Annotated in this window: 25 protein-coding genes; 16 read left to right on the forward strand and 9 right to left on the reverse strand. The window is 68.4% G+C overall.

What is annotated here, in order from left to right:
• The first annotated feature begins 84 nt into the window (after positions 1-84).
• The 3 genes from panB to ACOCMH_RS30140 are packed head-to-tail and all read left to right on the forward strand — an operon-like array spanning position 85 to position 2,304.
• Positions 85-906, forward strand: a complete 822-nt coding sequence (gene panB, locus ACOCMH_RS30130; protein WP_427311166.1) for a 3-methyl-2-oxobutanoate hydroxymethyltransferase — start codon at positions 85-87, stop codon at positions 904-906.
• Between the two features lie 4 nt (positions 907-910).
• Positions 911-1,609 (forward strand): ABC transporter permease, encoded by a 699-nt coding sequence (locus ACOCMH_RS30135; protein ID WP_427311168.1) that lies wholly within the window; start codon positions 911-913, stop codon positions 1,607-1,609.
• A complete protein-coding gene (locus ACOCMH_RS30140; protein ID WP_427311170.1) occupies positions 1,606-2,304 on the forward strand; it encodes an ATP-binding cassette domain-containing protein in 699 nt (232 codons plus the stop codon). The genes ACOCMH_RS30135 and ACOCMH_RS30140 overlap by 4 nt, the downstream gene beginning before the upstream one ends.
• 8 nt (positions 2,305-2,312) lie before the next feature.
• On the opposite strand, the gene ACOCMH_RS30145 is transcribed toward ACOCMH_RS30140, so the two are convergent.
• The 4 genes from ACOCMH_RS30145 to ACOCMH_RS30160 form a co-directional block, all read right to left on the reverse strand.
• Positions 2,313-4,241: a chorismate-binding protein gene (locus ACOCMH_RS30145; RefSeq protein WP_427311172.1), complete on the reverse strand. Its 1,929-nt coding sequence runs from the start codon at positions 4,239-4,241 to the stop codon at positions 2,313-2,315.
• Positions 4,242-4,469: 228 nt separating this feature from the next.
• Complete coding sequence (gene dnaJ, locus ACOCMH_RS30150) at positions 4,470-5,609, reverse strand: molecular chaperone DnaJ (RefSeq protein WP_306854298.1); 1,140 nt, start codon at positions 5,607-5,609, stop codon at positions 4,470-4,472.
• Between the two features lie 171 nt (positions 5,610-5,780).
• Entirely contained in the window at positions 5,781-7,727 is a 1,947-nt protein-coding gene (gene dnaK / locus ACOCMH_RS30155) for a molecular chaperone DnaK (protein ID WP_171515850.1), read from the reverse strand.
• 202 nt (positions 7,728-7,929) lie between these two features.
• Positions 7,930-8,484 (reverse strand): cob(I)yrinic acid a,c-diamide adenosyltransferase, encoded by a 555-nt coding sequence (locus ACOCMH_RS30160; protein WP_427311175.1) that lies wholly within the window; start codon positions 8,482-8,484, stop codon positions 7,930-7,932.
• Between the two features lie 299 nt (positions 8,485-8,783).
• Between ACOCMH_RS30160 and ACOCMH_RS30165 the strand changes: the two genes are divergently transcribed.
• From ACOCMH_RS30165 to ACOCMH_RS30215, 11 genes are all read left to right on the forward strand, one after another.
• Entirely contained in the window at positions 8,784-10,214 is a 1,431-nt protein-coding gene (locus ACOCMH_RS30165; RefSeq protein WP_427311177.1) for an FAD-binding oxidoreductase, read from the forward strand.
• Between the two features lie 21 nt (positions 10,215-10,235).
• Positions 10,236-11,126 carry a LysR substrate-binding domain-containing protein gene (locus ACOCMH_RS30170; RefSeq protein ID WP_171515853.1) on the forward strand — a complete coding sequence of 297 codons (891 nt, stop codon included), beginning with the start codon at positions 10,236-10,238 and terminating at the stop codon, positions 11,124-11,126.
• A gap of 12 nt (positions 11,127-11,138) precedes the next feature.
• A complete protein-coding gene (locus tag ACOCMH_RS30175) occupies positions 11,139-11,687 on the forward strand; it encodes an N-acetyltransferase family protein (RefSeq protein ID WP_427311180.1) in 549 nt (182 codons plus the stop codon).
• Positions 11,688-11,900: 213 nt separating this feature from the next.
• The gene (locus tag ACOCMH_RS30180; RefSeq protein WP_427311182.1) at positions 11,901-13,415 is read left to right on the forward strand and encodes an FAD-linked oxidase C-terminal domain-containing protein; all 1,515 of its coding nucleotides are present in this window, start codon (positions 11,901-11,903) and stop codon (positions 13,413-13,415) included.
• Positions 13,416-13,437: 22 nt separating this feature from the next.
• Positions 13,438-14,367: an ion transporter gene (locus ACOCMH_RS30185; RefSeq protein ID WP_427311184.1), complete on the forward strand. Its 930-nt coding sequence runs from the start codon at positions 13,438-13,440 to the stop codon at positions 14,365-14,367.
• Positions 14,368-14,402: 35 nt separating this feature from the next.
• Complete coding sequence (gene glcE / locus ACOCMH_RS30190; protein WP_427311186.1) at positions 14,403-15,506, forward strand: glycolate oxidase subunit GlcE; 1,104 nt, start codon at positions 14,403-14,405, stop codon at positions 15,504-15,506.
• 41 nt (positions 15,507-15,547) lie between these two features.
• The gene (glcF, locus tag ACOCMH_RS30195; RefSeq protein ID WP_427311188.1) at positions 15,548-16,801 is read left to right on the forward strand and encodes a glycolate oxidase subunit GlcF; all 1,254 of its coding nucleotides are present in this window, start codon (positions 15,548-15,550) and stop codon (positions 16,799-16,801) included.
• 91 nt (positions 16,802-16,892) lie between these two features.
• On the forward strand, positions 16,893-17,279 hold the full coding sequence (locus ACOCMH_RS30200) for a CidA/LrgA family protein (protein WP_427311189.1): 387 nt from the start codon (positions 16,893-16,895) through the stop codon (positions 17,277-17,279).
• On the forward strand, positions 17,276-18,001 hold the full coding sequence (locus ACOCMH_RS30205; protein WP_171515860.1) for an LrgB family protein: 726 nt from the start codon (positions 17,276-17,278) through the stop codon (positions 17,999-18,001). Before ACOCMH_RS30200 ends, ACOCMH_RS30205 begins: the two co-directional genes overlap by 4 nt.
• Positions 18,002-18,086: 85 nt before the next feature.
• Positions 18,087-18,458, forward strand: a complete 372-nt coding sequence (locus tag ACOCMH_RS30210) for a VOC family protein (RefSeq protein ID WP_427311191.1) — start codon at positions 18,087-18,089, stop codon at positions 18,456-18,458.
• A 22-nt stretch (positions 18,459-18,480) separates the two neighbouring features.
• Entirely contained in the window at positions 18,481-19,170 is a 690-nt protein-coding gene (locus tag ACOCMH_RS30215; RefSeq protein ID WP_427311193.1) for a helix-turn-helix transcriptional regulator, read from the forward strand.
• Between the two features lie 3 nt (positions 19,171-19,173).
• Here the strand turns inward: ACOCMH_RS30215 and ACOCMH_RS30220 are convergent, their stop codons facing one another.
• The 3 genes from ACOCMH_RS30220 to ACOCMH_RS30230 are packed head-to-tail and all read right to left on the reverse strand — an operon-like array spanning position 19,174 to position 21,941.
• The gene (locus ACOCMH_RS30220; protein ID WP_171515863.1) at positions 19,174-19,668 is read right to left on the reverse strand and encodes a glutathione peroxidase; all 495 of its coding nucleotides are present in this window, start codon (positions 19,666-19,668) and stop codon (positions 19,174-19,176) included.
• 54 nt (positions 19,669-19,722) lie between these two features.
• Positions 19,723-20,862 carry a PilT/PilU family type 4a pilus ATPase gene (locus tag ACOCMH_RS30225; protein ID WP_427311196.1) on the reverse strand — a complete coding sequence of 380 codons (1,140 nt, stop codon included), beginning with the start codon at positions 20,860-20,862 and terminating at the stop codon, positions 19,723-19,725.
• Between the two features lie 35 nt (positions 20,863-20,897).
• Positions 20,898-21,941 (reverse strand): type IV pilus twitching motility protein PilT, encoded by a 1,044-nt coding sequence (locus ACOCMH_RS30230; RefSeq protein ID WP_025583874.1) that lies wholly within the window; start codon positions 21,939-21,941, stop codon positions 20,898-20,900.
• Positions 21,942-22,007: 66 nt separating this feature from the next.
• Here ACOCMH_RS30230 and ACOCMH_RS30235 point away from each other — a divergent pair, with 66 nt between their 5' ends.
• Together ACOCMH_RS30235 and proC are read left to right on the forward strand one after the other, a co-directional pair.
• Positions 22,008-22,697, forward strand: a complete 690-nt coding sequence (locus ACOCMH_RS30235; RefSeq protein ID WP_427311198.1) for a YggS family pyridoxal phosphate-dependent enzyme — start codon at positions 22,008-22,010, stop codon at positions 22,695-22,697.
• 44 nt (positions 22,698-22,741) lie between these two features.
• Positions 22,742-23,578 carry a pyrroline-5-carboxylate reductase gene (proC, locus tag ACOCMH_RS30240; protein WP_427311200.1) on the forward strand — a complete coding sequence of 279 codons (837 nt, stop codon included), beginning with the start codon at positions 22,742-22,744 and terminating at the stop codon, positions 23,576-23,578.
• A gap of 104 nt (positions 23,579-23,682) precedes the next feature.
• On the opposite strand, the gene ubiA is transcribed toward proC, so the two are convergent.
• A complete protein-coding gene (gene ubiA, locus ACOCMH_RS30245; protein ID WP_427311202.1) occupies positions 23,683-24,540 on the reverse strand; it encodes a 4-hydroxybenzoate octaprenyltransferase in 858 nt (285 codons plus the stop codon).
• Positions 24,541-24,681: 141 nt separating this feature from the next.
• On the reverse strand, positions 24,682-25,167 hold the full coding sequence (locus tag ACOCMH_RS30250) for a Dps family protein (RefSeq protein ID WP_092306463.1): 486 nt from the start codon (positions 25,165-25,167) through the stop codon (positions 24,682-24,684).
• Positions 25,168-25,249: the final 82 nt, after the last annotated feature.

Below are 25,249 nucleotides of genomic sequence, written 5' to 3' on the forward strand. Positions count from 1 at the left end.
AGACACAACACAATAACGACGGCTGTCGTTGCCGTGCGGGCAGCCCTCCCGGCACCGGCAAGGCCGTCCTACACGGGCACTGCCATGAGCTACCTCCTCGATCCCTCCCGCAAGACCATCACGATTCCCAAACTGCAGGCGATGCGTGACGCCGGCGAGAAAATCGCCATGCTGACCGCGTACGACTCCAGCTTCGCCGCGCTGCTCGACTACTGCGGCGTGGAAATGATCCTGGTGGGCGACTCGCTGGGCAATGTGATGCAGGGCCAGCAGACCACGCTGCCGGTCACGCTGGAACAGATGGCCTACCACACCGAATGCGCGGCGCGCGGCAACCAGACCGCGCTGCTGCTGACGGACCTGCCATTCGGCACCTATCCGACGGCCGAGGCCGCGTTTGCCAGCGCCGTCACGCTGATGAAGGCGGGCGCGCAGATGGTCAAGCTCGAAGGCGGCGACTGGCTCGCCCCGATCGTGAAGTTCCTGGTCGAGCGCAGCATCCCGGTGTGCGCGCATATCGGCCTGACGCCGCAGTCAGTGCATGCGCTGGGCGGCTTCAAGGTGCAGGGCAAGACCGACGCCGGCGCGGCCCAGCTCAAGCGCGATGCGCTGGCCTTGCAGGCCGCCGGCGCCCAGGTGGTGCTGATGGAGGCGGTGCCGGCGGCGCTGGCCGGCGAGATCACGCAATCGCTGACGGTGCCGACCATCGGCATCGGCGCCGGCGCCGACTGCTCCGGCCAGGTGCTGGTGCTGCAGGACATGCTCAACATCTACCCGGGCCGCAAGGCCAAGTTCGTGCGCAATTTCATGGACGGCCAGCCTTCGATCGAGGCCGCCGTGCGCGCCTACGTAGCCGCCGTCAAGGACGGCAGCTTCCCCGCCGTCGAGCACACCTTCTCCGCCTGACGCGGTGGAGATCGGCACCGCCACCGCCGAAGCCTTCCGCCTGCTGGCCAGCGGCGACGCCGGCCTGTGGTTCATCGTCTGGACTTCGCTGATGGTAGCGGTGCTGGGGCTTGCCATCGCCACGGTGCCGGCGATCGCCGCGGCCTGGCTGATCGCCACGCGGCAGTTCCCGGGCCGGCGCGCGGTGGTGGTGGTGGCGCAGGCCTTCCTGTCATTCCCGACCGTGCTGGTCGGGCTGATCCTCTACCTGCTGCTGACGCGGCAGGGTCCGCTGGGCGGCCTGCACTTGCTGTTCACCCCTTCCGGCATGGTGCTGGGCCAGGCGGTGATCGGCTTCCCGGTGGTGCTGGCGTTTGCGCTGTCGACGCTGCAGGGTGCCGACGTGCGCCTGCGCGAGACCGCCTGGGTGCTGGGCGCCGGCCGCTGGCGCACCTTCACGACGGTGTTGCGCGAACTGCGCTTCGGGCTGATGGCGGCGGTGGTCGCCGGCTTTGGCCGGGTGATCGCCGAGGTCGGCTCGGCGCTGATGATCGGCGGCAATATCGAAGGCTCGACCCGCACCATCACCACCGCCATCGCGCTGGAAACCAGCAAGGGCGAATTTGCGCAAGGCATTGCGCTGGGCATGGTGCTGGTGGCGCTGGCGCTGCTGGTCAATATCGGCATGGCCTGGCTGCAGGGTGCCGGAGGCTTTCGCCAATGACTCCGTCCGTGGCCGCCGCCCATGGCCCGCTGCTGACCGTGCGCGGACTGGCGCGCACCATCGGCCTGCGCAAGCTGTTTGCCATCGACACGCTGGTGATCCCGCGCGCCGCCGCGATCGTCATGACCGGCATGAACGGCGCCGGCAAGACCACGCTGCTGCGCATGCTGGCCGGGCTCGAGGCCGCGCCCGGCGCGGTGGCGCAATGGACCGATGCGGACGGCCACGCGCATAGCGCACCGCTGACCCCGCTGCCGCCGGCGCTGCGCCGGCGCATTGCCTACCTGCACCAGCACCCTTACCTGTTCCGCACCTCGGTGCGCGAGAACATCGCCTACGGCCTGCGCGCGCGCGGGCTGCCGCACCATGAGATCGACTGCCGCGTGGGCGACGCGCTAGGCTGGGCCGGGGTCTCGCACCTGCAGGACACCGCGCCCGAATACCTGTCCGGCGGCGAGATCCAGCGCGTGGCGCTGGCGCGCGCCAAGGTGCTGGAGCCGGAATTGCTGCTGCTCGACGAACCCACCTCCAGCCTCGACGGCCACGCGCGCGAGCAGGTCATCGCGCTGGTCGGCGACCTCGCCGCCGAAGGCCGCACCGTGGTGATGATCTGCCACGACCGCGAGCTGATCAACCTGCCGGGCGTGGTGCGCTGGAAGCTCGGTGACGGCGTGCTGGACACCCACCACCCGTAGCCGTCGGACTAGGCGCGCAGCGTTGCCGGCATCACGCCGCGCAACGCGTTGACCAGCACGATGGCATCGGCGCGCGCCAGCATCGCGCGCGTAATCACGGCTTCCGCCACCGTCTCGCCGGGCGCCCCCAGCGCTGCCCCGCCCGCTTCCAGCACTACCGCGCGCATCACGCCCGGCAGGATATCGGCCGACAGCGGCGGCGTCAGCCAGCGGCCCTCGATGCGGACGAACACGGAACTGCGGCCGCCCTCGAGCAGTTCGCCGCACGTGTTGAAGAACAGCCGGTCGAAGCCGCCGGCGCGCTCGGCGGCTTGCCAGCCGGCATCGAAGACGGCGCGCGCACTGGTCTTGTGGCGGCGCAGCGGGTCGGCAACCGGCAATGGGTCCGGGGCGATGTCGATGCCGACCGGGCCCGCGGGCAACGGCGCCAGCGCGCCGCTGGCAAACGCCAGCGTGCCCGACTTGTCGACGCTCAGGCGCAGGCGCCAGGTTCCCGCCCCCAGTTGCGCCGCCTGCGCGGCAGCCGCATCGCGCGCGGAATCGGCATCGAAGGCAAAGCCGAACGCCTGCGCCGACGCCCCGATGCGCGCCAGGTGCCGTGCCAGGTGCGGGCATGCGCCGTCCTGCACGCGCATGGTCTCGAACAGCGTGAAGCCGGGATCGTGCCGGGTCAGGAAGCGCGCCTTCCAGCCGCATTCGGCAAATTCTTCCGCGGCCACGCTGTCATGGACGATGCCGCCGCCCACGCCCATCTCGCCGGCGCGCAGCCCGCTGGCCGCCGGCGGCGCCAGCACCAGCGTGCGGATCGCCACCGACAGGGCGAACGGGCCCGCCACGGCGTTGCCGCACGGAGCGTCGATCCAGCCGATCGCGCCGGTGTACAGGCCGCGCGGCGCGCGCTCCAGCTCGGCAATGATCTGCATGGTGCGCCGCTTGGGCGCGCCGGTGATCGAGCCGCACGGGAACAGCGCCGCCATCATCTCGCCAAAGCCGGTGCCGGGCCGCGCCGTCGCGGTCACCGTGGAAGTCATCTGCAGCACCGCGCCGAACGGCTGCACCGCGAAGCGCTCCGGCACCGCCACGCTGCCCGGCTGCGCGATGCGGCCCAGGTCGTTGCGCAGCAGGTCGACGATCATCACGTTCTCGGCGCGGTTCTTGGCGTCGGCGGCCAGCGCGGCGGCAGCCTGCGCGTCGCGCGCGGCGTCGCCGGCGCGCGGCGCGGTGCCCTTCATCGGCCGCGTCAGCAAATGGCCCTGGCCGTCGTGGCGCACGAACAGCTCGGGCGACAGCGACAGCACCATCGCGCCATCCGGCAACCTCGCCAGCACGCCATAAGGCACCGGCTGCGCCGCGCGCAGCCCCGCGTACAGCGCCACGGGATCGCCGAAGGCATCGCAGCGCAGGCGCTGGGTGTAGTTGACCTGGTAGGTATCGCCGGCTTCGATCCACGCGTGGATGCGAGCGATGGCGTCATCGAAGGCCGCGCGGGAGGTATCGGACCTGACTCCCATCAGGCCCGCCGGGCCCGGGTCCGCATGGGACTGCAGCCATGCCGCGACCGCTGCGGCATCGAGCCGTTGCAGGTCACGGAACCAAAGCAGCCGCAGCGCGCCGTCATGGAACGGCATGGCGTTGCCGGCATGCACCGGGGCATCGACCAGCGCACCGCCGAACTCGTAGGGGGCAAACAGCGTGGCGTGCCAGCCCTGGCGCCAGCCGTCGGCAAGCATGGCGTCGAGACATGCGATGTCGCTGCCGGCGGGAAGGATGTCTTCGTGGAGGAAGGCGGTGTAGAGGCGGGATGCTGCCTGCCCGGCCGGTGCGGTGGCGTCGTCGAGAAGGACGAAGACGTCCTCCCGCACTGAGGGGGTGCTCCCCTCTCCCGCTCGCGGGAGAGGGGCCGGGGGTGAGGGCGGGGGCTGGATGCTTGCTACCACGGGAAATCGTCAGGGGAAAACAGCGGGACGGCGATGCATTATCGCGCGGCGAGACAGGCCGGGAGGATATCTGGAACCTGGTCGCTGCTGCCAGCGCCGGCCCTCACCCCCGCCCCTCTCCCGCAAGCGGGAGAGGGGAGCAAACCAGCGGTTCGCCGATTCCCGGCGCCGCGCCAAAAACAAAACCGGCCACGCTCGCGCATGGCCGGTTCCCTACCGCAACCCGGATCAACTGAAGAAGCTCTTCACCTTGTCCAGCCAGGAGGTTTCCTGCGGGCTGTGGCGCGAGCCGCCCTCATGCACCGAGCGGTCGAACTGGCGCAGCATGTCCTTCTGCGCCTCGGTCAGCTTGACCGGCGTCTCCACGTTCACATGCACGTAGAGGTCGCCCGGGTAGCCGGAGCGCACGCCCTTGATACCCTTGCCGCGCAGCCGGAAAGTCTTGCCGGACTGGGTCGCCTCGGGTACCGGGAAGGTGGCCTTGCCGCTCAGCGTGGGCACTTCCAGGTCGCCGCCCAGCGCCGCGGTGGCGAACGAGATCGGCATCTGGCAGTGCAGGTCGTCGCCGTCGCGCTCGAACACGGCATGCGGCTTGATGTGGACTTCCACATACAGGTCGCCCGGGGGACCGCCGTTGATGCCCGGCTCGCCGTTTCCGGACGAACGGATCCGCATGCCTTCGTCGATGCCGGCCGGGATCTTCACTTCCAGCGTCTTCTGCGACTTCAGCTTGCCCTGGCCGTGGCACTTGGTGCAGGGCTTGGGGATGAACTTGCCGCTGCCGTGGCACTTGGGGCAGGTCTGCTGCATGGTGAAGAAGCCCTGCGACACGCGCACCTGGCCGGCGCCGTGGCAGGTCGGGCAGGTTTCCACGCTGGACCCCGGCTCGGCGCCGTTGCCGTGGCAGTGGTCGCAGTCGTCCCAGTGCGGCACGCGGATCTGCGCCTCGTGGCCGTGCGCGGCCTGCTCCAGCGAGATCTCCATGCTGTAGCGCAGGTCGGCGCCGCGATAGGCCTGCGGGCCGCCGCCGCCGCGGCGGCCGCCACCGCCGCCCTGGCCGAAGATATCGCCGAAGATGTCGCCAAAGGCCTCGGCGAAGCCGCCGTAGCCCTGCGCGCCGCCGAAACCGCCGGCCATGTTCGGGTCCACGCCGGCATGGCCGTACTGGTCATACGCGGCTTTCTTCTCCGGGTCGGAAAGCATCTCGTAGGCCTCTTTGGCCTCCTTGAATTTTTCCTCGGATTCCTTGCTGTCCGGATTGCGGTCCGGGTGGTATTTCATCGCGAGCTTGCGATAAGCCTTCTTGACTTCGTCTTCGCTCGCGTTCTTGCCTACCCCGAGCACTTCGTAATAGTCACGTTTTGCCATGGTGGCTCATTACCTCATTGGCCGGCGGGTGCAAGCGGCACCAGCCGGCGAATAGCAAAAAAGCCGAGCGCGGCATCCGACGGCGGTTTCCCGCAGGTCTGATGGCCGTCGCCCGGCGTCGGGGCGGGAGCGGCGCCGGCCAGTGCCTGCACCGCCGCCCGCGTACCCCGATTACTTCTTGTCGTTGACTTCCTTGAATTCGGCGTCCACAACGTTGTCGTCCTGCGGCTGGGCCTGCTGCTGGCCGCCGGCAGCACCCGCGGCACCGGCCGCGGCGCCTTCGCCAGCCTTGGCCTGCATGTCGGCGTAGACCTTCTCGCCAAGCTTCTGGCTGACTTCGGACAGCGCATTGACCTTGGCGTCGATCTCGGCCTTGTCGCCGCCGCGTGCGGCGTCTTCCAGTGCCTTGATCGCGGCCTCGATCTTTTCCTTCTCGCCCGCGTCGAGCTTGTCGCCGTACTCGGTCAGCGCCTTCTTGGTCGAGTGGATCAGCGCGTCGGCCTGGTTGCGGGCATCAGCCAGCTCGCGGGCCTTCTTGTCTTCCTCGGCGTTGGCCTCGGCGTCCTTGACCATGCGCTGGATCTCGTCTTCCGACAGGCCCGAGTTCGCCTTGATGGTGATCCGGTTTTCCTTGCCGCTGGCCTTGTCCTTGGCGCCCACGTGCAGGATGCCGTTGGCGTCGATGTCGAACGAGACCTCGATCTGCGGCGTGCCGCGCGGTGCCGGCGGGATGCCTTCCAGATTGAACTCGCCCAGCAGCTTGTTGCCGGTGGCCATCTCGCGCTCGCCCTGGTACACCTTGATGGTCACGGCCGGCTGGTTGTCGTCGGCGGTCGAGAACACCTGCGCATGCTTGGTCGGGATGGTGGTGTTCTTGGTGATCATCTTGGTCATCACGCCGCCCAGGGTCTCGATCCCCAGCGACAGCGGCGTCACGTCCAGCAGCAGCACGTCCTTGCGGTCGCCCGACAGCACCGAGCCCTGGATCGCGGCACCGACGGCCACGGCTTCGTCCGGGTTCACGTCCTTGCGCGCTTCCTTGCCGAAGAACTCCTTGACCTGCTCCTGCACCTTGGGCATGCGGGTCATGCCGCCGACCAGGATCACGTCGTCGATGTCGCTGACCTTGACGCCCGCGTCCTTGATCGCGGTGCGGCACGGCTCGATGGTGCGCGTGATCAGCTCTTCCACCAGCGACTCGAGCTTGGCGCGGGTCATCTTCAGGTTCAGGTGCTTCGGACCCGAGGCATCGGCCGTGATGTACGGCAGGTTGATCTCGGTCTGCTGCGAGCTCGACAGCTCGATCTTGGCCTTTTCCGCGGCTTCCTTCAGGCGCTGCAGCGCGAGCACGTCCTTGGACAGGTCGACGCCCTGGTCCTTCTTGAACTCGCCGATGATGTAATCGATGATGCGCTGGTCGAAGTCTTCGCCGCCCAGGAACGTATCACCGTTGGTCGACAGCACTTCGAACTGCTTCTCGCCGTCCACGTCCGCGATCTCGATGATCGAGATGTCGAAGGTGCCGCCGCCCAAGTCATACACGGCGATCTTGCGGTCGCCCTTCTCGTTCTTGTCCATGCCGAACGCCAGCGCGGCCGCGGTCGGCTCATTGATGATGCGCTTGACGTCCAGGCCGGCGATGCGGCCGGCGTCCTTGGTGGCCTGGCGCTGCGAGTCGTTGAAGTAGGCCGGCACGGTGATCACGGCTTCGGTCACCGGCTCGCCGAGGTAGTCCTCGGCGGTCTTCTTCATCTTGCGCAGCACTTCGGCCGACACCTGCGGCGGCGCCAGTTTCTGGTCGCGCACCGACACCCATGCGTCGCCGTTGTCGGCCTTGACGATGGCGTACGGCATCAGGCCGATATCCTTCTGGACTTCCTTCTCTTCGAACTTGCGGCCGATCAGGCGCTTGACCGCGTACAGGGTGTTGCGCGGATTGGTGACGGCCTGGCGCTTGGCCGGCGCGCCGACCAGGATCTCGCCGTCTTCCATGTAGGCGATGATCGACGGGGTGGTGCGGGCACCCTCCGAATTCTCGATGACCTTGGGCGTGTTGCCTTCCAGGATCGCGACGCAGCTGTTGGTGGTACCGAGGTCGATACCGATGATCTTACCCATTATTCTCTCCTCTTGAGCCAGCGCTATCCGCGCCGCTGCAATTCAACCTGAGGCCGAAATGTGGCCGTCCGGGGGCTTTTCAAGGGCAGAACCGGCAAATCCGAGTAATTTTCTCGGTTTCTGCCCCCACTCAACGGCGGGCGCCGCCCAAGCTTGAGCTGGCAGCGCTCACAAGCCGCATTTTGTGGTCGCTAAATTACTTTCAAGAAGCGTCGCGATCACGTTGCCACAGCACGTCCGAGCCGCCGCCGGCCCGGTTCAGCACCCGCGCCAGCACGAACATCAGGTCCGAGAGCCGGTTCAGGTACTGGCGCGGCGCCTCGTTGAGCGGCTCCGCCGCGCCCAGCGCCACCAGCGCGCGCTCGGCGCGCCGGCACACGGTGCGGCACACATGGGCCTGCGCCGCGGCGCGGCTGCCGCCGGGCAGGATGAACTCGGCCAGGCGCGGCAAGTTGGCGTTGTAGTCGGCCAGCCAGGTGTCGAGCCGCGCCACCTGCTCAGGCTTGAGCAGCGTGTAGCCCGGGATGGAGAGCTCTCCGCCCAGGTCGAACAGGTCATGCTGGATATCTAGCAGCGCGGCGCGCACGTCGGCGGGCAGGTCTTCGGTCAGCAGCACGCCGACGTGGCAGTTCAGCTCGTCGACGTCGCCGATCGCGGCGATGCGCAGGCTGTCCTTGCCGGTACGGCTGCCGTCGCCCAGGCCGGTGGTGCCGGCGTCGCCGGTGCGGGTGGCGATCTTCGACAGGCGGTTGCCCATGCCGGTCTCCTTTTCAGCGGTTTGTCGTGGGGAAATGGCGCATTATCGCGCCAGAGCCGATCCATTAGCCATGCGCGCCGCCTTCGCCGGACCCGGCCGCCGTGACGCGGCGGTTGTGCGGCTATCGGCCGAGCCGACGCCGCCTGAAGGTGCATGAGCCGCCGCGCGGCGTAGAATGCCGTTATTCGCCATTCGATAACCGGGTCGCGCCCCCTGCCTGCCTCCGGAAAGCCACTACCGGAACGCCTCGCCGGCAGCATCGCCGGCAACCTCGCCGCGCCGACCCGCCGGAGACCCGCATGAACCACCCCACGCCGTCCGCCTCGCTCTCACGCCGTCCGCTGCCCGCCGCGCTCGGCGACGCCCTCGCGGCCCGCTTCGGCGAGCGCTTCACCACCTCCGCCGGCGTGCGCGAGCACCACGGCCGTGACGAATCGCCGTTCCCGCCGGCGCTGCCGGATGCCGTGGTCTTCGCCCACAGCACCGAGGAAGTGGCCGAGGTGGCGCGGCTGTGCAACCAGCATGGCGTGCCGCTGATCGCGTATGGCGCCGGCTCGTCGCTCGAGGGCCACCTGCTGGCGGTGGCCGGCGGCATCAGCCTGGACCTGTCGCAGATGAACCGGGTGCTGGCGGTGCAGCCCGAGGACCTGACCGTGACGGTGCAGCCCGGCGTCACGCGCAAGCAGCTGAACCAGGAAATCAAGGACACCGGCCTGTTCTTCCCGATCGACCCGGGCGCCGACGCGTCGCTGGGCGGCATGTGCGCCACGCGCGCGTCGGGGACCAACGCGGTGCGCTACGGCACCATGCGCGAGAACGTGCTGGCGCTGACGGTGGTGACCGCCGACGGCCGCGTGATCCGCACCGGCACGCAGGCGCGCAAGTCGTCGGCCGGCTATGACCTGACCCGGCTCTTCATCGGCAGCGAAGGCACGCTGGGCATCATCACCGAGGTCACGGTGCGGCTGTACCCGCAGCCTGAAGCGATCTCCGCCGCGGTGTGCGCCTTCCCCAGCATGGGCAGCGCGGTGCAGGCAGTGATCCAGACCATCCAGCTGGGCGTGCCGGTGGCGCGCGTGGAATTCGTCGACGCGCTGGCGATCCGCGCCATCAACCGTCACGACAACCTGACCCTGCCCGAGACCCCGCACCTGTTCTTCGAATTCCACGGCACCGAGGCCGGCGTGCGCGAGCAGGCCGAGACCGTGCAGCAGATCACCGCCGAGCACGGCGGCCAGGGCTTCGAGTGGGCCACGCGCCCGGAGGACCGCAGCCGGCTATGGAACGCGCGCCATACCGCGTACTTTGCGATGCTGCAGCTCAAGCCGGGCTGCAAGTCGGTCACCACCGACGTGTGCGTGCCGATCTCGCGCCTGGCCGACTGCGTGACCGAGACCGAGAAGGACCTGAACGCGTCCGCCCTGCCCTGCCCGATCGTCGGCCATGTCGGCGACGGCAACTTCCACGTGGCGATCCTGGTCGACCCCGACAAGCCCGAGGAAATGGCGGAAGCCGAGGCCATCAACCAGCGCATCGTCGAACGCGCGCTGGCGATGGGCGGCACCTGTACCGGCGAACATGGCGTGGGCCTGCACAAGCAGCGCTTCCTGGTGGCGGAACACGGCGAAGACGCGCTGGACCTGATGCGCGCGATCAAGAATGCGCTCGACCCCAACCACATCCTGAACCCCGGCAAGATCTTCAGCGCCGCGCGCGCCGGCACGCAGTAAGGCGCCCGACGCAACGCACGGATGGCTTCCATGTTCAACCGCGTGCCGCCGCTGCACCTGCTGATCGCATTCGAGGCCGCCGCGCGCCTGGGCAGCTTCGCGCGCGCGGCCGAGGAGCTGTCGGTCACGCCCAGCGCGGTCTCGCACCGCATCAAGAATCTCGAAGAGCTGTGGGGCGAAGACCTGTTCGTGCGCGCCAACGCCGCGCTGCGGCTGACCGCCGCCGGCACGCGCTACCTGCGCAACGTGCAGGACGCGCTCAAGTCGCTCAACGAGCTGGCGCGGCCCGAATACAACAAGCTGCGCACGCGCCTGCGCGTGGCGATCCCGCCCACCTTCGGGCGCCAGCACCTGGTGCCGCGGCTGCCGGAGTTCGGCGCGCTGTACCCGCATATCGACCTCGAGCTGCACCTGGCGATCCCGTTCCTCGACGTCAAGGCCGAAGACACCGATGTCGAGATCCGCTACGGCACCGGCCGCTACCCGGACCTGAAGACGACCAGGCTGCTGGTGGAGCCGGTGTTCCCGGCCTGCGGGCGCGAATACTATGAGCGCGTCAACGGCCGCGCCATCACCCGGCCCGAGCACCTGCATGGCCTGGTGCTGCTGCGCAGCCCGCTGGAGCCGTGGAAGCCATGGTTTGAGACCGCCGGGCTGGACTGGCCCGAGCCGCAGACCGGCCCGCAGTTCAACGACATCGGGCTGATGCTGGAAGCCATCGCCTCCAACCAGGGCGTGGCGCTGGTGCGCCAGCGCATGGCGCGGCACTGGCTGTCGCTGGGGCAGATGGTGCGGCTGCTCGATGTGGAATCGGTATCGCCGCATGGCTACTACATTGTCGAGCGCGAACAGGCCCCGCTCAAGCCCGAGGCGCGCTATTTCGTCGACTGGCTGCTGAGCCTTGACTGGTAGGAGAACCGCCGCATGGAAATCCGCCTGCTGACCCCGGCCGATGCCGCAGCCTTCCACGCGCTGCGCCTGCAGGGACTGGCAGAGGCGCCCGAAGCCTTCGCCGCCAGCCTTGAGGAAGAACAGGAACTGGCGCCGGAGGCGGTGGCGCAACGCCTGGCGCCGAGCGCGGACAAGGCCATGTTCGGCGCCTTCGCATCGGGTGCCGGCGGCGACGCACCGGGCGGCCTGGTGGGCATGGTCGGGGTCATGCGCGAACCCCGGCGCAAGCACTCGCACAAGGCTTCGATCTTCGGCATGTACGTGGCGCCGGACTGGCGCGAGCACAAGCTCGGCCGGGCGCTGATGCGGCGCGCGCTGCAGCAGGCCGCCGCCATGCCGGGGGTGCGCCAGGTCACGCTGTGCGTCAATGCCGGCAGCGCGGGCGCGGTGCGCTTGTACGAGTCGCTCGGGTTCGAGCGCTTCGGGCTGGAGCCCGATGCGTTGTACGTCGCGCCGCACTTCCACGACAAGCTCGACATGGTGCTGCGGCTGCCGGCCCCTGCCGCGCAGCCGGAACGCTGAACGCAGCGCTACCTTCCGGGGCCGCCGGTGCTACGCTGAAACCGGGGCCAGCGCACGCCCGGCCATGATGAGCATTTTTGATCGGCCTGCCATGCGGAATTCACGTCCGGCGTGATGCCCGCGGCCGGTGCCCTGCGCTATAGTCAGCCGTCCTCCGCGGCCGGCAGGCCGGGCCCCGGCCGCCGCACAGGAGAGGCCCCACAGGAGTCGTTCATGAATGCCCCGCACGAAGCCCAACCCCTCGCCACCGGCAACGCCCAGGCCGCGGCCGACAGCCGCCGCGGCGCGCTGCTGGCCGGGCTGGCGCAGATCCTGCCCGACGCCGCGGTGCTGTGGAAGCCGGAAGACACCGTCCCCTATGAATGCGACGGCCTGGCTGCGTATCGCCAGGTGCCGATGGCGGTGGCGCTGCCCGACACCGAGGAGCAGGTCTGCGCCATCCTGCGGCTGTGCCACCAGCTGGGCGTGCCGGTGGTGCCGCGCGGCGCCGGCACCAGCCTGTCGGGCGGCGCCATGCCGATCGCCGAGGGCCTGGTGCTGTCGCTGGCCAAGTTCAAGCGGATCCTGTCGGTCGATCCGTATTCGCGCACCGCGGTGGTCCAGCCGGGCGTGCGCAACCTGGCCATCTCCGACGCCGCCGCGCCCCACAACCTGTACTACGCGCCCGACCCGTCGTCGCAGATCGCCTGCACCATCGGCGGCAATGTCAGCGAGAACTCCGGCGGCGTGCACTGCCTGAAGTACGGCCTGACCGTGCACAACGTGCTGCGCGTGCGCGCGGTGACGATGGCGGGCGAGGTGGTGGTGTTCGGCTCCGAAGCCCCCGACGCGCCCGGGCTGGACCTGCTGGCGGTGCTGATCGGCTCCGAGGGCATGCTGGCGGTGGTCACCGAGGTCACCGTGCGCCTGATCCCCAAGCCGCAGCTGGCGCAGGTGATCATGGCCTGCTTCGACGATGTCGAGAAAGGCGGCAACGCGGTCGCCGACGTGATCGCCGCCGGCATCATCCCGGCCGGCCTGGAAATGATGGACAAGCCCGCCACCGCCGCGGTCGAGCAGTTCGTGCATGCGGGCTATGACCTCGATGCCGCCGCCATCCTGCTGTGCGAGTCCGATGGCACGCCCGAGGAAGTGGCCGAGGAGATCGAACGCATGAGCGCGGTGCTGACGGCGTCGGGCTGCACCCGCATCGTGGTCTCGCAGAACGAAGCCGAGCGCCTGCGCTTCTGGAGCGGGCGCAAGAACGCCTTCCCGGCGGCGGGGCGGATTTCGCCGGACTATTACTGCATGGACGGCACCATCCCGCGCAAGCACATCGGCACGCTGCTCAAGCGCATCGAGGCCATGGAAGGCAAGTACGGCCTGCGCTGCATCAACGTGTTCCATGCCGGCGACGGCAACATGCATCCGCTAGTGCTGTTCGACGGCGGCGACGAGGACGAGTGGCACCGCGCCGAACTGTTCGGCGCCGACATCCTGGAAACCTGCGTCGAACTGGGCGGCACTGTCACCGGCGAGCACGGCGTGGGCGTGGAAAAGCTCAACTCCATGTGCGTGCAGTTCTCGACCGCGGAGCGCGACGCCTTCTTCGGCGTCAAGGCCGCCTTCGACCCCGCGCGGCTGCTGAACCCCGACAAGGCCATCCCGACGCTGGCGCGCTGCGCCGAGTACGGCAAGCTGCACGTGAAAAAGGGCCTGCTGCCGCATCCCGACCTGCCGCGCTTCTAAGCCACACCCCTGAGCCCCCGCCATGCCCGAAAACCCCCGCCGGCGCCAGCACCAGGAAGCCGTCGTGCGCCAGCGCCTGGGCCAGCCCGAGGCCGGCTGGCGCCAGCGCTGGTACACCATCATCTTCGAGGCCGACACCCGCGAAGGACGCAGCTTCGATGTCGCGCTGCTGATCGCCATCGTCGCCAGCGTGATGGTCGTGATGCTCGACAGCCTGCCGGCAATGAGCCAGCGCCTGGGCCGGGCCTTCACGGCGCTGGAATGGATGTTCACGCTGCTGTTCACGGCCGAATACGCCATGCGCATGCTGGTGGTGCGGCGGCCGTGGCGCTATGCGCTGAGCTTCTACGGCATCATCGACTTCATCTCGATCATGCCGACCTGGCTGGCGTTCTTCGTGCCGGAACTGCATTTCCTGATCGACGTGCGCCTGCTGCGGCTGATGCGCGTGTTCCGGATCCTGAAGCTGACCGTGTACTTCGAGGAAGCCGAGATCCTGTACCGCGCGCTGGTCAACAGCCGGCGCAAGATCTTTGTGTTCCTGGCCGCGGTGTTCATCATCACCGTGATCCTCGGCACCGTGATGTACGTGGTCGAAGGCCCCGAACACGGCTTCCACAGCATCCCGGTCAGCATGTACTGGGCCGTGGTGACGCTGACCACCACGGGCTTCGGCGACATGGTGCCCAAGACGGCGCTGGGGCAGTTCATCACCTCGCTGACGATCCTGCTGGGCTACGGCATCATCGCCTTTCCCACCGGCATCGTGGGTGCCGAGCTGGCCGCCAGCATCATGAAGCGGCCCCTGACGACACGCAGCTGCACCCGTTGCCTGACCGAGGGGCACGAGCCCGACGCGCAGTATTGCAAGCACTGCGGCAGCCCGCTGCCGGCCTATCAGAACGACCGGCCTGAAGTGCCGGGCGGCCGCGATGGCCCGACCGGCCCCTGAGCCCCGCCAGAACCTCCTACCCATTTCGCCCGACTATGCAAGCCACCCTCGACGCCTTCCGCGACGCCGTCCGGCAAGCCACCGAATCCCGCACCCCACTGCGGCTGCGCGGCGGCGGCAGCAAGGATTTCTACGGCCAGCCGCCGCAAGGCCAGTTGCTGGACACGCGCGCCTACACCGGCATCGTCGACTACGACCCGGCCGAACTCGTGATCACCGCGCGCTGCGGCACGCCGCTGGCCGAGATCGAAGCCGCGCTGGCGGAAAAGCGCCAGATGCTGGCGTTCGAGCCGCCCCACTTCGCCGTGCCCGGCCAGCCCGGCAGCGCCACGCTGGGTGGTGCCGTGGCCGCCGGGCTGTCCGGCCCGCGCCGGCAATCGGTGGGCGCGCTGCGCGACTTCATGCTGGGCGCGCAACTGATGGACGGTCGCGGCGAGGTGATGAATTTCGGCGGCCAGGTGATGAAGAACGTGGCGGGCTATGACGTGTCGCGGCTGCTGGCGGGGTCGCTCGGCACGCTCGGGCTGATCCTGCAAGTCTCGGTCAAGGTGCTGCCGGCACCGTTCGACGAGGCCACGCTGCGCTTCGAGATGGCGCAGGACGAAGCCATCCGGCAACTGAACCAGTGGGGCGGCCAGCCGCTGCCGCTGGCGTCTTCGGCATGGCATGCGGGAGTGCTGCATGTGCGCCTGTCCGGGGCCAGCGCCGCCGTGCGCGCGGCCTGCGCCAGGCTCGGCGGCGAGCGCGTGGACGCGGCGCAGGCGGCGGCGCTGTGGCAAGCGCTGCGCGAGCAGACCCACCCGTTCTTCGCGCCGGCGCAAGCCGGCCGCGCGCTGTGGCGCCTGGCGGTGCCCCCCGTGGCCGCGCCGCTGGCGCTGCCGGGCGAGCAACTGGTCGAATGGGGCGGCGGCCAGCGCTGGTGGCTGCCCGAAGACAGCTCGGCCAGGGCCGACGCCGAAAGCGTGCGCGCGGTGGCCCAGGCCGCCGGCGGCCATGCCACGCTGTTTCGCAACGGCGACAAGTCGATGGGCGTGTTCACGCCGCTGGCGTCGCCGCTGGCCGCGATCCACCGCCGCCTCAAAGAGACCTTCGACCCGGCCGGGATCTTCAATCCGCAGCGCATGTATCCCGGGCTCTGAGCCCGCATGCCAACACACCCCAGGCCCAACTTCCCCACACCATGCAAACGACCCTGGCCGATTTTCTCCGCGACACGCCCGAAGGCGAGGAAGCCAAATCCATCGTCGGCAAGTGCGTGCATTGCGGCTTCTGCACCGCCACCTGCCCGACCTACCAGCTGCTCGGCGATGAACTGGACGGGCCGCGCGGGCGCATCTACCTGATGAAGCAGGTGCTTGAAGGCCATGCCATCACCGAAAGCACGCGCCTGCACCTGGACCGCTGCCTGACCTGCCGCAACTGCGAATCGACCTGCCCTTCCGGCGTGCGCTACGGACGCCTGGTCGACATCGGCCGCAAGCTGGTCGACGACAAGCTGGAAGCCGAGGGCGTGCGGCGCCCCGCCAGCCAGCGCATCACGCGCTGGATGCTGCGCGAGGGGCTGACGCGGCCGGCGCTGTTCGGCACGGCGCTGCGCCTGGGCCAGACGGTGCGCCCGCTGCTGCCTGGCACACTGCGGAGCAAGGTGCCGGCGCTGTCCGGCAGCGCCGCGCCGGGCGCCTGGCCGCGTAACGTGCATGCGCGCAAGATGTTGTTGCTCGACGGCTGCGTGCAGCCGGCAATGTCGCCCAACATCAATGCCGCCACCGCGCGCGTGTTCGATCGTGTCGGCGTACAACTGGTGGTGGCGCGCGAAGCCGGCTGCTGTGGCGCGATCCGCTTCCACACCGGCGACCACGATGGCGGCCTCGACAATATGCGCCGCAATATCGACGCCTGGTGGCCGCATGTCGAAGCGGGCGCCGAGGCCATCGTGATGACCGCCTCGGGCTGCGGCGCGATGGTCAAGGACTACGGCCACTTGCTGCGCAACGACCCTCGCTATGCCGAGCGCGCGCGCCGCATCTCGGCGCTGACGCGCGACCTGTCGGAGATCCTGCCGGACTTTGCCGACGACCTGCACGCCGCCGCCGGCGCGGTGCCGCGCCACGGCCGGCGCGTGGCCTACCACCCGCCGTGCACGCTGCAGCATGGCCAGCAGATCCGCGGCAAAGTCGAAGCGCTCTTGACCGGCCTCGGCGTGGAAGTCAAACTCTGCGCTGACAGCCACCTGTGCTGCGGCTCGGCGGGCACATATTCGGTGCTGCAGCCGGAACTGTCCCAGCGCCTGCGCGACGACAAGCTCGCCAAACTGCAGGCGACGCAGCCCGAAGCCATCGTCTCGGCCAATATCGGCTGCATCTCGCACCTGCAGGGCGGCACCGATACGCCGGTCATGCACTGGATCGAACTGGTCGACCGGATGCTCGGCTGACCGGCACAAGGGGCCGGATCACGGCCGCGTGGTTGTCGCCCCTCTCCCGCTTGCGGGAGAGGGAAGCAATGCATAACCAGCGACCGCCCCCATGCTCCAGACCTTTGCCATCCTGTTGGTTTTCCAGTCCGTCGGCGAGGTGATCAGCTACGCGCTGACCCTGCCCGTGCCCGGCCCCGTGCTCGGCATGATCCTGCTGTTCGGCTGGCTCGTGTTCGACGACCGCCTGCTGCCCATCATCCAGGGCACCACCAGCGAACTGCTCAAGCACCTGTCGCTGCTGTTCGTGCCGGCCGGCGTCGGCATCATGGTCCACGCCAACCGCATCGAGGGCGAGTGGCTGCCGATCCTGGTCGCGCTGGTGGTGTCCACGTGGCTGGCCATCGCCACCACCGCCGTGGTCACGCGCATGCTGATGCGCAAGCGCACCGATATGCCCGACGCGCCGCGCACCGACGCCAAAGGGGAGCAGGCATGATGACGCCCCGCCTGAACGAGATCTGGGTCTACCTTGCCGCCAGCCCGCTGGTAGGGCTGACCGCGACGCTGCTGGCCTATGTCTTTGCCTTCCGCATCTATGAGAAATCGCGCTTCTCGCCGCTGGCCAACCCGGTGATGATCGCGGTGGCGCTGCTGGTCACGGTGCTGACCGTCACCGGCACGCCCTACAAGACCTACTTCGACGGCGCGCAGTTCGTGCACTTCCTGCTGGGGCCCGCGACGGTGGCGCTGGCGGTGCCGCTGTACCTGCAGCTGCCCAAGCTGCGCACCCATGTATTCCCGCTGCTGGCGGGACTGGTGGCCGGCTCGGTGGTGGCGGTGGTGTCGGCGGTAGGCATTGCCTGGCTGCTTGGTGCCTCGCCGGAAACGGTGCGCTCGCTCGCGCCCAAGTCGGTGACGATCCCGATCGCCATGGGCGTGGCCGAGAAGATCGGCGGGCTGCCGTCGCTGACGGCGGTGCTGGTGATGGCTACCGGCATCATCGGCGCGATCAGCGCCACCAGTGTGCTGAACCTGCTGCGCATTCGCGACTACAGCGTGCGCGGCTTCGCCACCGGCGTGGCGGCGCATGGCATCGGCACCGCGCGCGCGTTCCAGGTCAACCAGGAGGCCGGCGCCTTCGCCGCGCTGGGCATGGGCCTGAACGGCGTGCTGACCGCCATCCTGGTGCCGGTGATGGCGGCCTGGATGCCGCACTGACATCCTCCTGACAGCACGCTGTCAGCAGCCCCCGCGCATGATGCGAGCTCTTCCTTCCCCTACCTATGGAAACCAGGAGCCCATCATGAGCCATCGCCTGATCAACTGGCTGGAAATCCCCGTCGTCGACATGTCCCGCGCCGTCGGCTTCTACGAGCAGGTGTTCGCGATCAAGCTGCGCCGCGAGACCATGAGCCAGGTCGACATGGCCGTGTTTCCGCACCCCGATCCCGGCGGCGCGCTGGTGGCCGGCGAAGGCTACCGCCCCAGCAACTACTACGGCACCGTGCCGTACCTGCACGCGCCGGAACTTGACACGCTGCTGGAGCGCGCCGCGCGCGCCGGCGGCAAGACCGTGTTCGGGCCGCTGCGCCTGCCGGGCGAGATTGGCCGCATCGCGCATATCACCGACAGCGAAGGCAACCGCATCGGCCTGCACGAACCGGTGGCCGGATGACCCCCATGACCCACGCTGACCGATGAGCCGCCGTGCCGACCGCCTGTTCCAGATCGTGCAGGTGCTGCGCGGCCGCCGCCTGACCACGGCGGCGCTGCTGGCGCAGCGGCTCGGGGTGTCGGAACGCACCGTCTACCGTGATATCCAGGCGCTGTCGCTGTCGGGCGTGCCGGTCGAGGGCGAGGCCGGCATCGGCTACCGTCTGCGCGCCGACTTCGATGTGCCGCCGCTGATGTTTACCGCCATGGAAGTCGAAGCGCTGGTCGCCGGCCTGCGGCTGCTGAAGGCCTGGGGCGGCGGCGCGCTGGCCGCCGCGGCCGATCCGGCGCTGGAAAAGCTGATGGCCGCGCTGCCGCCGCCGCGCCGGCTGGCGGCGCAGCAAAGCCGCGTGTTCGCACCCGAGTACGTCAACCAGGCGCACGTGCGCGAGGCCTTCGATGTGGTGCACGGCGCGCTGGGCGCGCACAAGCTGTTGCTGCTCGACTACTGCGACGTGCAGCAGCGCGTCACCGAACGCGTGGTGATGCCGCTGGGGCTGTTCTTCTGGGGCAATGCCTGGCTGCTGGCCACGTGGTGCACCACGCGCGAGGACTACCGCAGCTTCCGGCTGGACCGCTGCCGCGCCATCCGCATGCTGGACGACCACTTCCACGAGACCCCGGACCGCTCGCTCAATGGTTTCCTGCGGGCGGTGCGCGCCAGCGGCACCTAAGGCTCAGGCGGCAGGGTCGGACAACAGCTTTTCGATATCGGCGCGCAGCTCTTCCGGCTTGGTGGTCGGTGCATAGCGCTTGAACACCGTGCCGTCGCGGCGCAGCAGGAACTTGGTGAAGTTCCACTTGATGCCCTGGGTACCGAGCACGCCACGCTTTTCGGTGGTCAGCCACTGGTACAGCGGATGGGCGGCGGGCCCGTTCACGTCGATCTTGGCGAACATCGGGAAGCGCACCGCGAAGCGCGTTTCGCAGAACTGCCCGATCTGCTGCGCATCGCCCGGCTCCTGCTTGCCGAACTGGTTGCACGGGAAGCCCAGCACCTCCAGGCCGCGCCCGTGGTATTCGTCATAGAGCTTCTGCAGGCCTTCGTACTGTGGCGTAAAGCCGCATTCGCTGGCGGTATTGACGACCAGCATCACCTTGCCCTGGAACTGCGACAGCGGCACCGGCTGGCCGGCGAGCGAGTTGGCTTCGAACTGGTAGACATTGCTCATGGCAGACTCCTGTAGGTAACCAAGCATACCGCCATGCGCATCGCCGCGCAGCCCTCAGATGACATTGAGATGCTCGGTGCCCGCCCCCAGGTCCGTGTCCTTGGCGTGTGTGCTGTGCAGCTTGATCATCAGGCGCAGGTCGTTGAGCGAGTCGGCATTGCGCAGCGCGTCCTCGTAGGTGATCTTGCCTTCCTCGTACAAGTCGAACAGCGCCTGGTCGAACGAGATCATGCCCTGCTCGCGCGACTTCTTGATGACTTCCTTGAGCTCATGGATCTCGCCCTTGAAGATCAGGTCGGCCACCAGCGGCGTGCCGATCATGATCTCCACCGCCGGCACCCGGCCCTTGCGGCCCGCGCGCGGCAACAGGCGCTGCGAGATCATCGCCTTCAGGTTCAGCGACAGGTCGATCAGCAGCTGCTGGCGCTTTTCCTCGGGGAAGAAGTTGACCACGCGGTCGATCGCCTGGTTGGCGTTGTTGGCGTGCAGCGTGGCCAGGCACAGGTGGCCGGTTTCGGCGTACTGCATCGCGTACTCCATGGTCTCGCGGTCGCGGATCTCGCCGATCAGGATCACGTCGGGCGCCTGGCGCAGCGTGTTCTTCAGCGCCACATGCCACGAGTCGGTATCGATGCCGACCTCGCGCTGCGTGACGATGCAGTTCTGGTGCGCATGCACGTATTCGATCGGATCCTCGATGGTGATGATGTGGCCGTACGAGTGCGCGTTGCGGTGGTCGAGCATCGCCGCCAGCGTGGTCGACTTGCCGGAGCCGGTCGCCCCGGTCACGATCACCAGCCCGCGCTTGGCCATCACCACGTCATGCAGCGTCTGCGGCAGGTCCAGATCGGCCACCGAGGGGATACGCGTATTGATGGTGCGCACCACCATGCCGGCCTTGCCCTGCTGGATGAAGGCCGACACGCGGAAGCGTCCGGCCTTGGGCGCGGTGATCGCAAAATTGCATTCGCGGCTGGTGTCGAAGTCCTGCACCTGGCGCTCGTTCATCACCGAGCGTACCAGGCCCAGCGCCTGGGTCGGGTTCAGCGGCTGCTGCGACACCGGCGTGATCTTGCCGTCGACCTTGATCGCCGGCGGAAAGTCCGAAGTGATGAACAGGTCCGAGCCGCGGTTGCTGACCATCAGCTCGAGCAGGTCGTTGATGTACTTGGCGGCGGATTCGCGGTCGAGCATGGCGGTGTCCTGCTGGAGGAAAAGCAAAGGGGGCCTCAGCCCATGAACGCGTCCGGATTCTTGGCAATCGCGCGCGCGTCGTTGTAGCTGATGACGCTGCGCTTGATCAGGTCCGACAGGCACTGGTCCAGCGTCTGCATGCCCAGCCCGCTGCTGGTCTGCATCATCGAGTACATCTGCGCGATCTTGTTCTCGCGGATCAGGTGGCGGATCGCGGGGGTGGCGATCATGATCTCGTGCGCGGCGGTGCGGCCGTTGCCGTCGCGCGTCTTCAGCAGCGTCTGCGAGATCACCGCCTCGAGCGATTCCGACAGCATGGTGCGCACCATGTCCTTCTCTTCGGGCGGGAACACGTCGACCACACGGTCGATGGTCTTGGCCGCGGAGCTGGTGTGCAGCGTGCCGAAGACCAGGTGGCCGGTCTCGGCCGCGGTCAGCGCCAGGCGGATGGTTTCGAGGTCGCGCAGTTCGCCCACCAGGATCACGTCGGGATCTTCGCGCAGCGCCGAGCGCAGCGCGTTGGCAAACGAATGCGTATGCGGCCCCAGCTCGCGCTGGTTGATCAGGCTTTTCTTGGAGCTGTGCACGAATTCGATCGGGTCTTCCACCGTGAGGATGTGGCCCATGTCGTTTTCATTGCGATGATCGACCATCGCCGCCAGCGTGGTGGACTTGCCCGAGCCGGTCGGGCCCGTCACCAGCACCAGCCCGCGCGGCTTCATGCACAGGTCGGCAAACACCGCCGGCGCGCGCAGTTCTTCCAGCGTGAGCACCTTGGAGGGAATGGTCCGGAACACCGCTGCGGCGCCGCGCTGGGTGTTGTAGGCATTGACGCGGAAGCGCGACAGGCCGGCAATCTCGAACGAGAAATCGATCTCGAGGCGTTCCTCGTAGGCCTTGCGCTGGGTGTCGCTCATGATGTCGTACACCATGGCGTGGACATCCTTGTGCGTCATCGAGGCGACGTTGATCCGGCGCATGTCGCCGTGGATCCGCACCATCGGCGGCATGTCCGCGGACAGATGAAGATCGGACGCCTTGTTCTTGACGGCGAAAGCCAATAGCTGCGCGATGTCCATCTATAATGACCCCACCCTGATTTGTTATCGGTACTTGACGTACCTTTTATATATGTTCGCCGGATTATGTCTGTGATTGCCGCCAACTTGCAAGCCGTGCGCCAGGGCATTGCGGCGGCAGCACAACAGGCCGGCAGGCAGCCCGCGGACATCGCCCTGCTGGCCGTTTCCAAGACCGTTTCCCCCGACCGCATAAGGGCCGCATACGCCGCCGGACAGTTCGCTTTCGGCGAGAACTACGTCCAGGAAGGCGTCGACAAGATCGCCGCGCTGGCCGACCTGCGCAGCCACCTGCAATGGCATTTCATCGGCCCGCTGCAAAGCAACAAGACGCGGCTGGTGGCGGAACATTTCGACTGGGTTCACGCCATCGACCGGCTCCGGGTCGCCGAGCGGCTGTCGGCGCAGCGGCCGGCCGGCCTGGCGCCGCTGCAGGTCTGCATCCAGGTCAATATCAGCGGCGAAGCCAGCAAGAGCGGCGTCGCCCCGGCCGAGGTCCCCGCGCTGGCGCATGCCGTCGCCAACCTGCCCGGCCTGCGGCTGCGCGGGCTGATGGCGATCCCCGCGCCCGCCGACGACCCCGCCGCGCAACGCCGCCCGTTCGCCGCCATGCGCGCCATGCTGCAGGCACTGCGCGCCGATGGACTGGCGCTCGACACGCTGTCGATGGGCATGTCGGGCGACATGGATGCCGCCATCGCCGAGGGCGCGACCCTGGTGCGGATCGGCACCGCCATCTTCGGCGCGCGCGGCTGAGCGCCCGCGCCCCGACCGAACCATTTCAGACCCCAGAGACCTACATGCTCGACACCCTCACCTTCGGCTTTCTCGGCGGCGGCAACATGGCTTCCGCACTGATCGGCGGCCTGATCGCCCGCGGCGTGCCAGCCGGCGCGATCCGCGTGGTCGACCCGTTCCCGGAAGCGCAGCAGCGCCTGGCGCGCGATCTCGGCGTGCATGCGGCCGGCGCGCCGGATGCCGCCTTCGGCGCCAGCGATGTGCTGGTGCTGGCGGTCAAGCCGCAGCAGTTCCGCGACGCCGCGGCGCAGCTGCTGCCGCACCTGCCGGCCGGCGGCAAGGGTAACCTGGTGATCAGCGTGGCCGCCGGCATCCGGCTGCAGGAGATGCAGCGCTGGCTCGGGGGTCGCAGCCGCGTGGTGCGCGCGATGCCGAATACGCCGGCGCTGTCGGGCGTGGGCATGACAGGCCTGGCCGCACCCGCCGGGCTGTCAGCCGAAGACCGGGCGATCGCCAGCGCCGTGGCCGAGGCCGTCGGCAAGTGCGTGTGGGTCAATGGCGATGACCAGATCGATGCCGTCACCGCGATTTCCGGCAGCGGTCCCGCCTATGTGTTCTATTTCATCGAGGCGATGCAGCGCGCCGCCACCGAACTGGGCCTGAGCGCCGAACAAGGGCGCGAGCTCGCGGTGGAAACCTTCCGCGGCGCGGCTACGCTGGCGGGACAGTCGCCCGAACCGGTGGCGACGCTGCGCGAGCGCGTGACGTCAAAGGGTGGGACGACCTACGCGGCGCTGACAGCGATGGAAGCCTCCGGCATCGCCGATGCCTTCGTGCGCGCGATGCATGCCGCGGCGGCGCGGGGCAAGGAGATGGGGGCGGAGTTCGGCAAGGATTGAGCCACGCCAGACCGCGGCCGCGCTGACTTGGCTGCCGCCTCTCGCGGACGCTCCCCTCTCCCGCGAGCGGGAGAGGGGAGCAAACCTTCTGCCCGCGTTAGGTCTCACCGCACCGCATACGCCACCGCCGTCCCCGCAAACACACAAGCCCCCAGCCAGTTGTTATGCCTGAACGCCGCGAAGCACCGCATCCGGTCGCGACCCCGGATCAGCGTGTAGTGGTAGCCGGCGCAGCCGATCGCGGCAATCAGCCCCACCCAATACGGCCACCCCAGGCCGAGCAGCACGCCCGCCCACGCCATCAGCGCAAAAAACGCGGCATAGCAAAGCATGATCGCCGCCACGTCGAAGCGCCCGAAGGTGATTGCCGAAGTCTTCATGCCGATCAGCAGGTCGTCGTCGCGGTCCACCATCGCATAGGCAGTGTCATACGCCACCGCCCAGAACACATTGGCCAGCAGCATCAGCCACGCCACCGGCGGCACCTGGTCCTGGATCGCGGCGAACGCCATCGGGATGCCGAAGCCGAAGGCAATACCGAGATACGCCTGCGGAATCGCAAAGAAGCGCTTGAAGAACGGGTACGTGCCCGCCACCACTGCCGCCACCACCGCCAGCCACTTGGTCAGCGCATTCAGCGGCAGCACCAGCGCGAACGCTACCAGCGCCAGCACGGCGGCCACCGCCAGTGCTTCCCACGCGGCGATCTTGCCTGCGGTCAGCGGCCGCTCCCTGGTGCGCTTGACGTGCTTGTCGAAGTCGCGGTCGGCCCAGTCGTTGATGGCGCAGCCTGACGAGCGCATCAGGAAGGTGCCGGCGACGAAGATCCAGAACAATCCCCACGCCGGCGGCCCGTCCGCGGCCATCCACATGGCCCACAGCGTCGGCCACAGCAGCAGCAGCGTGCCGATGGGCTTGTCGATGCGCACCAGGCGCGCGTAGAGGGCAAGGCGTTCAAGCATGGGGGTGGGGGGCAACGGCGAGTGTGTCTGCACGGCGTGGATCCGGGGCGGGCGATTCAATGAAAACGCGCCGCAGCCCGGACGGCTGCGACGCGCAGTGCCGGCTGCCGAAGGCGGGGCAGCCAGGAGAGCGAGCCGGCCTCAGGCCAGCATCGAGCGCAGCATCCACGCGGTCTTTTCATGCGTCTGCATGCGCTGGGTCAGCAGGTCGGCCGAGGGCTCGTCGCCGGCGGCGTCGATCACCGGGAAGATCGAACGCGCGGTGCGCACCACGGCTTCCTGGCCCTCGACCAGCTTGCGGATCATGTCCGTGGCCTCGGGCACGCCCTCTTCCTCGGCGATCGACGACAGGCGCGCGTATTCCTTGTAGGTGCCCGGTGCCGGGTAGCCCAGCGCACGGATACGCTCGGCGATCGAGTCCACGGCCAGCGCCAGTTCGTTGTACTGGGTCTCGAACATCAGATGCAGCGTATTGAACATGGGACCCGTCACGTTCCAGTGGAAGTTGTGGGTCTTGAGGTAGAGGGTATAGGTGTCCGCCAGCAGCTTGGACAGCCCTTCCGCGATCTTCTTGCGGTCCTTGTCGGAAATACCGATATTCACGCTCATCTCGTTCTTCTTTGCCATGGTAGATACGCTCCGTTCTGGTATAGCCACGAGGAGCGCCGCCGGGCTTGCCGATTCGGGGCCGGGCGGCGCGGTACCCCGC

It is taken from the genome of Cupriavidus sp. H39 (assembly GCF_050271075.1).
Lineage (GTDB): Bacteria > Pseudomonadota > Gammaproteobacteria > Burkholderiales > Burkholderiaceae > Cupriavidus > Cupriavidus necator_B.